The sequence below is a fragment of the Kordiimonas lipolytica genome (assembly GCF_001550065.1).
The window spans coordinates 147,383-159,462 of the sequence record NZ_LRUB01000036.1 but is presented as its reverse complement, the minus strand read 5'-3'; the positions used below and the strand labels follow the sequence as shown (position 1 = coordinate 159,462).

The window sequence follows — 12,080 nt, the reverse complement described above, 5'->3', positions numbered from 1 at the left end:
TCGCCCCCTAATATATCTTCTTGTGGCTTTTGGCCTTCTTGGTGCGGGTGCCGGGGCGGCCACCAGTGGCGCGGCCCTTGGGCTTGACGCGCGGATCGGATATCCCGAGCTCGCCCGCCTCCAGCTTGCGAATTTCATCGCGCAACCTGGCGGCCTCCTCAAACTCCAGGTTTTCGGCCGCTGTGCGCATCTTCGCCGTGAGGTCCTCCAGATGCTTCTTAAGGTTGGAGCCCACCAGATGGCCAGCATCGTCGCCGATATCCACGGTGACATAATCACCGGCTGAAACATCCGCCATCAGGTCGCCGATGTTTTTCTTCACTGTCTGCGGCGTGATGCCGTGCGCCTCGTTATAGGCCAGCTGTTTGGCGCGACGGCGGTCGGTCTCATCAATCGCGGCCTTCATCGACCGGGTAATCTTGTCAGCATACAGGATCACGCGGCCTTCCACGTTCCGGGCCGCCCGCCCGATGGTCTGCACCAAGGACCGCTCAGACCGCAGGAAACCTTCCTTGTCCGCGTCCAGGATGGCCACCAGCCCACATTCCGGGATATCTAGCCCCTCACGCAGCAGGTTAATGCCCACCAGCACGTCAAATGCCCCAAGCCGGAGGTCGCGGATAATCTCAATCCGCTCCAATGTGTCGATGTCCGAGTGCATGTAGCGTACCTTCACGCCGTTCTCGTGCAGATATTCCGTCAGGTCCTCGGCCATGCGCTTCGTGAGCGTGGTCACCAGCACGCGCATGCCCTTTTCGGCCTGCCTGCGGGCCTCATGCATCAGATCGTCAACTTGCGTTTCCACCGGGCGGATGTCGATTTCGGGGTCAATGAGGCCCGTGGGGCGAATGACCTGTTCGGTGAACACGCCGCCCGTGCGCTCCATCTCCCAGTCGCCTGGCGTTGCGGACACATAAACCGTCTGCGGGCGCATGGCGTCCCATTCCTCGAACTTCAGCGGGCGGTTGTCCATGCAGGAAGGCAGGCGGAAGCCATAATCCGCCAGCGTGGCCTTGCGCTTGGCGTCGCCCCGGCTCATGCCGCCAATCTGGCTGACGCTCACGTGACTTTCGTCCACGAACAGAAGCGCGTTTTCGGGGATATATTCAAACAGGGTCGGTGGCGGATCACCTGGACGGCGGCCCGTCAGGTACCGGCTGTAGTTTTCAATGCCCGCGCAGGCGCCCGTGGCCTCCATCATCTCAAGGTCGAAGCGCGTTCGCTGCTCCAGCCGCTGGCTTTCCAGAATCCGGCCCCGGTCTTCATACCACTTCAGCCTTTCCGTCAGCTCCGCCTTGATGTGCTTGATCGCCTGGTCCAGCGTCGGGCGCGGCGTCACATAGTGGCTGTTGGCGTATATCTTGACCATATCGAGCGCGCGGACTTTCTCGCCCGTCAGTGGGTCGAACTCCACGATCTCCTCAATCTCGTCACCGAACATCATCAGGCGCCAGGCCCGGTCTTCATAGTGGCTGGGGAAAATATCGATCACGTCGCCGCGCACGCGGAAGGTGCCGCGCTGAAAGGCAGTGTCGTTCCGCGTGTACTGCATGGCCACCAGGCGGCGCAGCAGCTCCCGCTGGTCCACTTCCGTGCCAGCCTTCAGCGCGAAAGTCATGGCTGTGTATGTCTCCACGCTGCCGATGCCGTAGATGCAGCTGACCGAGGCCACGATGATCACATCGTCGCGCTCCAGGATCGCCCGCGTGGCCGAATGGCGCATGCGGTCGATCTGCTCGTTAATGGTGGCTTCCTTCTCGACGAACGTGTCGGTGCGCGGAACGTAAGCTTCCGGCTGATAATAATCATAGTAGGAAACGAAATATTCCACTGCGTTATTGGGGAAGAAGCTCTTGAACTCGCCATACAGCTGGGCCGCCAGCGTCTTGTTGGGCGCAAGGATCAGCGCCGGACGCTGCGTTTCCTCAATGATTTTGGCCATGGTGTATGTCTTGCCCGAGCCAGTCACCCCCAGAAGCACCTGGTCACGCTCCTTGTCACCAATACCCGCCACCAATTCCTTGATGGCCGTCGGCTGGTCGCCGGAAGGCGTGAATTCGCTCACCAGTTCAAACGCGATCCCTGCCTCGGATTTCTCCGGGCGGTCGGGCCGGTGGGGAACGAAAGGCACATTGGCGCCGTCAGGAATCATGCATGGGCTCCGCATCAAAAGACTCAGGTCCAGGCAGACTGCCTTGTTCACGGTTTGTTTTCAAGCCCGCAGCTGCACAATTTCGTGACGACCGAATGTCTAATTTTTAACCATTGAGTATATTTTAATCATTATGCAAAGCATTCGATTGCAAATGAAACAGAAAATATCCCAGATTCCGGCGGTTTTATAAGATTATTTCAATTTGGCACAGGCTTTGCTGTTTAGGGGGGTGGATAGGAACAAAACACAGATTTTTTTATGGAGGAAACCATGCCCACCAAAACTTTAAAGCCTTCCAAAAAAGCCCTTCTTCTTGGAGCCTCACTGCTTGCAGGCGCGGCCATGGCCCCTGCAGCTTCCGCACAGGATAGCGCATCAGCCTTTTCGCTTTCCGCAAACGCCGCGCTCGTAACCGACTACCGCTTCCGCGGCCTGTCGCTTTCCGACAAGGACATGGCGTTTCAGGGCGGCTTTGACGTAAGCCACGAAAGCGGCTTCTACGTTGGCACCTGGGGCAGCTCGATCGAAAGCTATGCCGGGTCTGAGCTTGAGCTCGACATCTACGCCGGTTACGCATCGCAAATTGGTGACCTTTCCACCGACATTGGTGTCCTTGCCTATACTTACCCAGGTTCCAGCGACACATACTATGTAGAGCTTTACGGCTCCATCGGCGGCACCATTCAGGAAACAGTCAGCTGGACGGCGGGCGCAGCCTATGTCTGGGACCAGGACAATGTTGGCGGCACAGACAACATCTACCTTTATCTTGATGGCAGCATGCCGCTGGGTGAAACGCCATTCTCGCTTGCCGGCCACGTAGCCTATGAAGACGGCGCCTTCGGCAATGATAAGTGGGACTGGAACCTGGGTGTATCCTATGCCTTCGAACAGTATTCACTGTCTGTTTCATACGTTGACACCAACGTATCCGGCATCGGCAGCGCAGGCGTTGTCGCCATGCTGAGCGCAAGCTTCTAAGGAAACAAGGATCTTACCTTGTCCCTCGGAGGGCGGCTGGGCCCTACCAAACCACCCGGCCGTCTTCCACCTTCGACCCGGACCCTTCCCTCTCTCCCAAGTCCTTGTCCGGGTCAAATGGGCCAGACCATGTCGCTATGGCTTGCCTTCTCTGAGGACGATGGCGCGTCAGCCCCGGCCATGAAATTGCCAGACGCCGGCGCGCCATCCGCCTTCCTCCCCATTCTCTAAAGCTGGCAACCTGTCGCCTGATCAGCAACAAACCGTTGCGGGTACAGTGGCTTCAACCTAAGGTATTCGGGAACCTTTCCGGCTGCTATCAGGCACCAGCTAAACAGAGAAAACCCATGGCCTTTTTGTCCGACACACTTTCCCGCATCAACCCATCCCCCACCATTGCCGTATCCACAAAAGCGCGCGAACTGAAGGCCGCAGGCAGGGATGTGATTGGCCTTGGCGCGGGCGAGCCGGATTTCGACACGCCGGATCATATCAAGGAAGCGGCGATCAAGGCCATCTGGGAAGGCCAGACCAAATATACCGCCGTGGACGGCACACCTGAATGCAAGGCCGCGGTGATCGAGAAATTCCGGCGCGAGAATGACCTGCATTTCACCCCCGACCAGATCACAGTGAACGCAGGCGGCAAGCATACGGTCTATAACGCCATGATGGCGACCCTGAACCCGGGCGACGAGGTGGTGATCCCGACACCCTACTGGGTCAGCTACCCCGATATCGTGCAACTGGCGGGCGGCACACCTGTGTTCGTGCACGCATCAATCGACACCAATTTCAAAATGACGCCGGAGATGCTGGAGGCCGCGATCACGCCAAAGACCAAATGGCTGATCTTCAACTCGCCATCGAACCCGTCGGGCGCGGCCTATACGGAAGCTGAACTCAGGGCGCTGGGCGGCGTTCTGGACCGGCACGAGCATGTCTGGGTATTCGCGGACGACATCTATGAGCATATCATCTATGACGACTTCGCCTTCAGGACCATCGCGCAGGCTGTACCGACCATTGCCCACCGCACGCTAACCATGAACGGCGTTGCCAAGGCCTATGCCATGACCGGCTGGCGCATCGGCTTTGCGGGTGGGGATCCGGCGCTGATCAAGGCCATGGCCAAGGTCCAGAGCCAAAGCACCTCGAACCCCTGCTCGATCAGCCAGGCGGCGACAGTAGCGGCGCTAACGGGCGACCAAAGCCTGCTGCCGATCCGCGCTGCCAAGTTCCAGGAGCGGCGTGATCTTGTGGTCAAGATGCTGAACGCGGCAGACGGCATCAGCTGCCCAACGCCCGAAGGCGCTTTTTATGTTTATCCAAGTGTGGCGGGATGCATGGGCAAGACCACACCGTCCGGCAAGCTTTTGGAAACAGACGAAGACTTCGTCACCTATATTCTGGAAGACTACGGCATCGCGGCAGTGCACGGCGCAGCCTTCGGCCTCAGCCCGCATTTCCGTGTGTCTTACGCCACATCAAACGAAGCCCTAATTGAGGCCTGCAGCCGTATCCAGGACGCCTGCAGCAAGCTAAAGTAAACAGGCGCTCCTGTGCCCGACAATACGCTGGCCACCATTCTGATCCTTGTTTCGGCATGCATGCATGCGGTTTGGAACGCGATCCTGAAGCGCACGGACGATAAGTTCGCCGCCATGATGTGCCTCTCGGGCTTCGGGGGCATTCTGTACCTGCCCTTCCTTTGGCTTGCACCTTTCCCGCCTGCTGACCTGTGGCCATGGCTCGCGGCATCCTTTGCCATCCACTTTGTCTACCAACTCGCGCTCACCAAAGCGCTGGAGATGGGGGCACTAACCTTCATCTACCCGATCGCGCGTGGGCTGGGCCCCACCCTTGTGGCGCTCTTCAGCTATTTTTTCCTGACCGGGGAAATGTCGCTCGCGGAAGTCGCGGCGGTGCTGGTTCTGGCTGTTGGCATTTTCCTGAGCACTTCCACAAAGGGCGCAGCAGGCGGCTCCGCACGGGAAAACGGCATCCTGTTCGCGCTTTTGACCGGCGCCATGATAGCAGCCTACACAGTGATTGACGGCCTGGCCGTCAGGCGCGCACCCACAGAACTCACTTATATCCTGTGGTCCGGCATCGGCTTTTCGCCGATTTTCATATCTTACGGCCTCTACAGGCGCGGCACGAAAATCTTCAGGGACGCTGTGGCTGTCTGGCGCCCAGGCATGCTGGCCGCTGGCATTGCGCACAGCGGATATGGCATCGCACTCTATGCTTACAGCATCGGATCGCTGGGCGAAGTTGCCGCCATCCGCGAAACCAGCATTCTCTTTGCTCTTGCCATTGGCGTCTTCTGGTTGAAGGAAACCGTCAGCCGCCGCCGGCTTCTGGCGGTGCCGCTGATCGCAGCCGGTGCCATCCTTCTGAAGTTTTATTGACCCCAGCGCTTGACTTTTCGTCTTTTCATCAGTATTTCGTTATTTAGCGAAATACTGAAATAGGAACCAAAAATGGCAGATGTATTTCATGCATTGTCGTCGCCCGTCAGGAGACAGATTTTGGCAATGCTGAAAGCCCGGGACATGACAGCGGGTGAAATTTCGGACCAGTTAGACGTGGGGAAATCAACGCTTTCCGGACACTTTAACGTACTCAAGGCTGCGGACCTGGTAACCGCGGAACGCAATGGCACAACAATAACATACAGCCTGAACACAAGTGTGGTTGAAGACATGCTGGCGCTAATGGCTGGCATTTTCGGCAAAGAAGAAAAGGGAGCTAGGAACAATGATGGCGAAGTTTAGATTTGCATGGGCCTTGTTTGCTTTAACGCTAGCCTCCGGAATTGTGGCGTTTTTCATGGTAGCGCCCGATGCGCTGATCCCCGTTCACTGGAACGCGCACGGCGAAGTGGACGATTGGGCCAGCCCCATTTTTGGCCTGTTCCTGATACCCGGCTTTCAACTTTTGATGCTATTGATCTTCGCAGCCCTCCCTATTCTTGAGCCGCGAAAGGAAAACATCGGCAAATCGCAAAAAGCGGTACATGCCGTGGTTTTTGGAACAGTGGGTGTGCTGGCCGTTGCGCAGACCGCCATTATAACCGGGACGTTTGGTTATGAACCCTTGGGCCCGAAAACCATCATTGCAGCTGTCGGCATCCTGCTAGCCATCATCGGCAATTATATGGGCAAGCTACAGTCTAATTTCTTCATCGGCATTCGCACGCCTTGGACGCTTTCAAGCGACACTGTGTGGAAGAAAACCCACCGCCTTGGGGGCAAGCTGTTTATCCTGGCAGGCGCGTTGGTCGTCATGGGAAGTTTCCTCATCGAAGCACCCTATCTGGTTGGGCTTGTGCTAGGCGTGATATTGCCGATAACCTTATATATTATCTTCTATAGTTGGCGACTGTGGCGGCAGGAAACTGCGCGGAAGAATGATTGATCGGCAAAATCGATTACAGCGTCAGTTTTAATCAATTTTACTGCTTAAAGCAGCATTGTTATAAAAGCCTCATCAAAGCAACGGAGGATTTTATGACTAGCTTTGCACAGACTGACCAACAGAAAATGGCCGTAGCCCTGAAGCCTGTTTTGGCTGAAACGGTGCAGCTTTATGTGCTGACACAGAACGTCCACTGGAACGTGACCGGCCCCCTGTTCCAGCCAGTGCATACGCTGACCGAAGAACAGTATCTGGAACTGGCTGCCGCGATTGACGATATCGCCGAGCGCATCCGGACACTGGGCGAAAAAGCACCAGGCCGCATGTCCGCTTACATGGAACTGGGCAGCATTGGCGAAGGTGACGAAAACGCCAGCGCCGAAGACATGGTGCGCGCCCTTGTTGACGCCAACCAGACAGTAGCAAACCGCATTCGCCCACTGATCAGCGAAGCTGCAGACATGGGTGACGAGGTAACTGCAGGCCAGTTGACCGACCGCCTGACAGTGCATGAGAAAGCAGGCTGGATGCTCCGCGCCATGTTGGGCTAACGCCTAGAGCCTGTCTTTCAGCCAGTAGTAAAATACGGCGAGAGAGACCGCCTGCTGGCCCAGCCAGCGCGCACAGGACAAATGCCCGAACGGCACCCGCCGCTTGGGCATTTTTGCGAACAGGTCAAAGTGCGCGGTATTCAAGCCCGCGATGGCCTGCCCCAACATATCCCCCGCCAGGTTGCCCATATTCACGCCGTGCCCCGTATAGCCCGCGCCGTACCAAATGTTGTCGCCCACACGGCCGATCAGCGGCACCTGCCCATAAGGCACACCCAACCGACCGCCCCATTCATGGGTGATCTTCACGCCTTCGAGCTGCGGCCAGATTTTAAGAAGGCGCGGCAACAACTTGGCCTGAACCGACTTTGGCTTGCGGCCCGAATAATTCACCCGCCCGCCAAACAGTACGCGCCCGTCCGATGACGTACGAAAATAATCACAAACCTTCTTGGTGTCGCAGATGGCATAGCCCTTGGGATTGAGCTCCGCAAGTAGTGCAGCATCAAGCGGTTCGGTGGCCATCATATAGCTGGCGGCCGCACTTGATGTGCCCGTCAGTTCCCTGACCGGCAGTTGGTGGTGCACATTGGCCGCGAGCAATAGATGATCCGCCACCACGTCGCCGTCTGCAGTAGTGACACGCACTTGGGCGCCAGGTTCAATGCCTATGACCGGGCTGTGCTCGTATATTTCCGCGCCTTTGGATGCGGCGCCACGCGCCAAACCAAGGCATAGTTTCAGTGGATGCAAGTGCCCATCCGACAGGCTCAACAACCCACCCAGGAAATGGTCGCCGCCCATGGTGGCCCGCAGCTCTTCCACGCCCATGAAATGCCAGCCGCGGTCGGGGAATTTAGTCTCCATCTCATTATAGTGGTGATAAAGTGCTGCCAACTGCCGGGGCGTTGACGCCACCTCAAGCCAGCCGGGCGTCAAATCGCAAGCGATACTATAATCATCAATGCGGCGACGGATCAGGTCGTGCCCTGCCCACATCATCTCGTCCACCGCCTTGGTGCCTTCAACTCCCCAGCGTTTCGCCAGCTTTTCCTGCCCAACGAAGCCCCGGATCATCTGTCCGCCGTTGCGCCCGGACGCGCCCCAGCCCACCTGGTGGGCCTCAAGCAGAATCACGCTCTTGCCCGCCTCCACGAGCGTGCATGCGGCGGAGAGGCCGGTGAACCCGCCACCGATGATACATACATCCGCGCGCTTGCTGCCTGAAAGCGCCGGATAGCCGTCGTGATCGCCCACAGAGTGCGCGTACCAGCTCGTTGGATAGCCTGCCTGCATAAATTCTCCCTTTCGCCCACCATACTGCGTCAAATTGCCAGTCCCAAGAGTTTCGTTCATGCTTGTTCACTCTTGACTTCCGTGCTAAGAGCCACCCAATATTAAGAACCATTCTCATTTTAATGTCTTCAAGGTGCGTGCGGTCCATGAATCAGGAACAGCAACTAGATGGCGAAGCGACCGGCGCAGAGAAAGCGCTCGTGGCGCTTGGAACCATGAAACCCGGCATGTTCGGGCATGTAATTGCCTTTGATGCCAGTGGTATTCCTGATGTCAGCCCCGATATGACCGACCGCCTGCGCGAGATGGGATTTGCGGAAGACCTGGAGGTTGAGGTACTGCACCAAAGCCTTTTCGGGCGTGATCCAATCGCCGTCCGCATCGGCCGCATGACCGTTGCCCTGCGCCGCCGTGAAGCCAATATTATCAAGGTCCAGCTTGTATGAGTGCCCCATCGCTTGTCGCAGTTGTCGGCAACCCAAACTGTGGTAAATCCGCCCTTTTCAATGCCCTTACGGGACTGAGGCAGAAGGTTGCCAACTATCCTGGCGCAACCGTTGAGCGGCGGACAGGCCCCCTTCTGGGTAATGACCATATTGAGCTTGTAGACCTGCCTGGCACTTATTCCATGACACCCCGAAGCCCGGACGAAGCCGTCACCACAGACGTGCTCCTGGGCAAGTTCAAGGCCGAAAGGCGCCCGGATGCCATCCTGTGCGTGGTGGACGCCACCAACCTGGCCCAGCATCTCAGGTTCGTGATTGAGCTTCGCGCCCTTGGCGTGCCCATGGTCATTGCCTTGAACATGACAGACTTGGCTGCGCGCGAACGCATCAACATCGACGCGGGCGCCCTGTCCCACAAACTTGGTGTTCCCGTTGTGGAAACTGTGGCTGTGCGCAAGAAGGGGCTTGAAGAACTTAAAGACAAAGCCATTGAGGCCCTGCAGATGGGCACGCTGAGCACGCTTTATTTCGGTTCCACGGTGCGCGACTATCAGCGCGCCGCGCGCAAGATCGCCAAGGACGTGACGCTTAGCGAAGGCATCGGCCACAAGACCACGCGCCTTCTGGATAACGTGCTGCTGCACCCTGTTGCCGGGCCGTTTATCCTTCTGGCTATCCTGTTCCTGATGTTCCAGGCGGTCTTTTCCTGGGCCGAAGCGCCAATGACCTGGATTGAGGACGGCATCGCCTATCTTCAGGCGGGCGTGCACAACCTGTTGCCGGAAGGCTGGCTTTTGAGTTTCCTTTCTGATGGCATTCTCGCAGGCGTCGGGGCCGTTATCGTGTTCCTGCCGCAAATCCTGGTGCTGTTTGCCTTCATCCTGGTGCTTGAAAGCACCGGCTATATGGCGCGGGCAGCTTTCCTGATGGACCGGCTTATGGCGGCTGTCGGCCTCAATGGCCGGGCCTTCATTCCGCTTCTTTCCAGCTTTGCCTGCGCGATCCCCGGCATCATGGCGGCGCGGACGATCGCTGACCCGAAAGACAGGCTGACCACCATCCTGATCGCACCATTGATGACCTGTTCTGCGCGCATTCCTGTCTATACCGTCCTGATCGGGGCTGTCATTCCGAACACGACCCTGTTCGGTGACTGGATTGGCCTGCAAGGCGTGGTCATGTTCTCGCTCTATCTGGCAGGCATTGTGGCAGCACTGGTTGTTGCCGCAGTATTGAAGCGTACGGTCGCCAAAGGCAAGACCCACACTTTCATGCTGGAACTGCCGAAGTATCAGACCCCGCGGCTGCCTTATGTGCTAACCGGCCTTTATGAGCGCGCGCGCCTGTTCCTGCGCCGTGCGGGTACCATGATCCTCAGCGTCACGATCATCCTGTGGTTCCTGGCAAGCTTCCCGGCAGCACCGGAAGGCGCTGCATCCCCCATTTCCTATAGCCTTGTTGGCATTATCGGCGGCTGGCTTGAAGTGATCTTTGCACCCATCGGCTTCAACTGGGAAATCTCGGCAGCACTCGTGCCCGGCATGGCCGCCCGCGAAGTCGCGATCTCTGCACTTGGTACCGTCTATTCCATCGGCGGCAGCGAAGAAATGGTAGAGGCCGGTGTCCGTGCCGCCATCGCCGCGAACTGGAGCCTGCCGACCGCCTTTTCCTTCCTGGCCTGGTTCATTTTCGCCCCGCAATGCGTATCCACCATTGCCGTAGCCCGGCGTGAAACCGGTGGCTGGAAATGGCCGCTTTTCATGCTGGCTTACCTGTTCGGCCTGGCTTACATCGCGTCCTTCATTACCTTTCAGGTGGCCAGTGCGCTCATTGGCTGACGCCTGATCTGATCAATTTCACATGGCGGCCTTGCCGTCGCCATGAATCTGAGGTAGCCACGTTAGCAAGTCATTTTCAAAAAGACGTAATAGTGGGGAGCTAACACGTGAGAGCCTTATTTGCAGCCGCATCCATGCTGGCCATTGCCGCCTGTTCCGAAAGCGCAGAAAACCAAAAAGATTTTAGCGCAGACGCGAACCGCATCGCGCAGGAAACGCTGATCGTCGATACGCATATTGATGTGCCTTACCGCCTTGACACAGGCTGGGAAGACGTCTCGAAAGCCACACAGAGCGGCGATTTTGACTATCCTCGCGCCGTGAAGGGCGGCCTTAATGTGCCTTTCATGTCCATCTATACGCCGGCAAGCTATGACGGCACACCGCGCGCCAAAGAGCACGCAGAAGAAATGATCGGCATTGTCGAGCGCATGGTGGCAACCGCGCCTACCAAATTCCGCATCGCCAGAACGGTTGCCGATGTTGAAAAGGCCATGAAAGACGGCGTGATCGCCCTGCCGCTTGGCATGGAAAACGGCTCGCCAATCTCTGGCGATCTCGCGAACCTTGATTATTTCTATGCTCGCGGCATCCGCTATGTGACGCTCGCGCATTCGAAAGCCAACCATATCTCAGATTCGTCCTATGACACCGAGCGCAAGTGGAACGGCCTTTCCGATTTCGGCAAAGAGGCCGTGAAGCGCATGAACGAGCTGGGTATCATGGTGGACGTCAGCCACGTTTCCGATGAAGCCTTCTATGACGTGATGGAAATTGCCGCTGTGCCTCCGATCGCCAGCCACAGCTCTGCGCGCCACTTCACGCCAGGGTTTGAGCGCAATATGTCAGATGAAATGATCAAAGCGCTCGGCGACAAGGGCGGCGTGATCATGATCAACTATGGCTCTGCCTTCCTGACCGAAGAAGCCAACGGCTATAATGTTGGTCGCGACGAAGCCTATCTTGAGTATCTGGCAGACGAAGAGCTTGAAGACTCGACAGACCTCAAGGACCAATTCACCGAACAGTACCGGTCAGAAAACCCATACCCATATGCAAGCCTTGACGATGTGCTCGACCATATCGACCATGTAGTCGGGATCGCCGGCGTGGACGCTGTGGGCATCGGGTCTGACTATGACGGTGTGGGAGACAGCCTGCCAACCGGCCTCAAGGACGTGGCAAGTTACCCGAACCTGATTGAGGGCCTTCTGAAACGCGGCTATTCGGAAGCTGACATCAAGAAGATCCTGAGCGGCAACATCCTGCGCGTATGGCGGGAAGTTGAAGCCTACGCTGCTGCCAACTAAACCAAAGACATATCACAGGAAAGCCGCTCAACTTTGGGCGGCTTTTTTGTGCGTTTCCTGTGGCATTAGTTACATCTGAC

The 12,080-nt window shown here is 57.4% G+C and carries 11 protein-coding genes; 9 read left to right on the top strand and 2 right to left on the bottom strand.

Annotation, left to right across the window (positions count from 1 at the left end; all coding sequences use genetic code 11):
* Positions 1 to 7 precede the first annotated feature (7 nt).
* On the bottom strand, positions 8 to 2,167 hold the full coding sequence (uvrB, locus tag KORM41_RS20425; protein WP_156432089.1) for an excinuclease ABC subunit UvrB: 2,160 nt from the start codon (positions 2,165 to 2,167) through the stop codon (positions 8 to 10).
* Positions 2,168 to 2,425: 258 nt separating this feature from the next.
* Here uvrB and KORM41_RS20420 point away from each other — a divergent pair, with 258 nt between their 5' ends.
* The 6 genes from KORM41_RS20420 to KORM41_RS20395 all read left to right on the top strand — a co-directional run bounded on the left by KORM41_RS20420 (position 2,426) and on the right by KORM41_RS20395 (position 7,110).
* Entirely contained in the window at positions 2,426 to 3,136 is a 711-nt protein-coding gene (locus tag KORM41_RS20420) for a TorF family putative porin (protein WP_082720128.1), read from the top strand.
* 347 nt (positions 3,137 to 3,483) lie between these two features.
* Complete coding sequence (locus KORM41_RS20415; protein WP_068152950.1) at positions 3,484 to 4,686, top strand: pyridoxal phosphate-dependent aminotransferase; 1,203 nt, start codon at positions 3,484 to 3,486, stop codon at positions 4,684 to 4,686.
* A 12-nt stretch (positions 4,687 to 4,698) separates the two neighbouring features.
* On the top strand, positions 4,699 to 5,550 hold the full coding sequence (locus KORM41_RS20410; protein WP_068152948.1) for an EamA family transporter: 852 nt from the start codon (positions 4,699 to 4,701) through the stop codon (positions 5,548 to 5,550).
* Positions 5,551 to 5,622: 72 nt separating this feature from the next.
* A complete protein-coding gene (locus KORM41_RS20405) occupies positions 5,623 to 5,916 on the top strand; it encodes an autorepressor SdpR family transcription factor (protein WP_068152945.1) in 294 nt (97 codons plus the stop codon).
* A complete protein-coding gene (locus tag KORM41_RS20400) occupies positions 5,900 to 6,559 on the top strand; it encodes an SdpI family protein (RefSeq protein ID WP_068152942.1) in 660 nt (219 codons plus the stop codon). Before KORM41_RS20405 ends, KORM41_RS20400 begins: the two co-directional genes overlap by 17 nt.
* A 92-nt stretch (positions 6,560 to 6,651) precedes the next feature.
* Positions 6,652 to 7,110 (top strand): Dps family protein, encoded by a 459-nt coding sequence (locus tag KORM41_RS20395; RefSeq protein ID WP_068153488.1) that lies wholly within the window; start codon positions 6,652 to 6,654, stop codon positions 7,108 to 7,110.
* Positions 7,111 to 7,113: 3 nt separating this feature from the next.
* Here the strand turns inward: KORM41_RS20395 and KORM41_RS20390 are convergent, their stop codons facing one another.
* Complete coding sequence (locus KORM41_RS20390) at positions 7,114 to 8,406, bottom strand: NAD(P)/FAD-dependent oxidoreductase (RefSeq protein WP_068152938.1); 1,293 nt, start codon at positions 8,404 to 8,406, stop codon at positions 7,114 to 7,116.
* Positions 8,407 to 8,552: 146 nt separating this feature from the next.
* Between KORM41_RS20390 and KORM41_RS20385 the strand changes: the two genes are divergently transcribed.
* From KORM41_RS20385 to KORM41_RS20375, 3 genes are all read left to right on the top strand, one after another.
* Entirely contained in the window at positions 8,553 to 8,852 is a 300-nt protein-coding gene (locus tag KORM41_RS20385) for a FeoA family protein (RefSeq protein WP_197421332.1), read from the top strand.
* Positions 8,849 to 10,690 (top strand): ferrous iron transporter B, encoded by a 1,842-nt coding sequence (feoB, locus tag KORM41_RS20380; protein ID WP_068152933.1) that lies wholly within the window; start codon positions 8,849 to 8,851, stop codon positions 10,688 to 10,690. The genes KORM41_RS20385 and feoB overlap by 4 nt, the downstream gene beginning before the upstream one ends.
* A gap of 134 nt (positions 10,691 to 10,824) precedes the next feature.
* Positions 10,825 to 12,000, top strand: a complete 1,176-nt coding sequence (locus KORM41_RS20375) for a dipeptidase (RefSeq protein WP_082720106.1) — start codon at positions 10,825 to 10,827, stop codon at positions 11,998 to 12,000.
* Positions 12,001 to 12,080 lie beyond the last annotated feature (80 nt).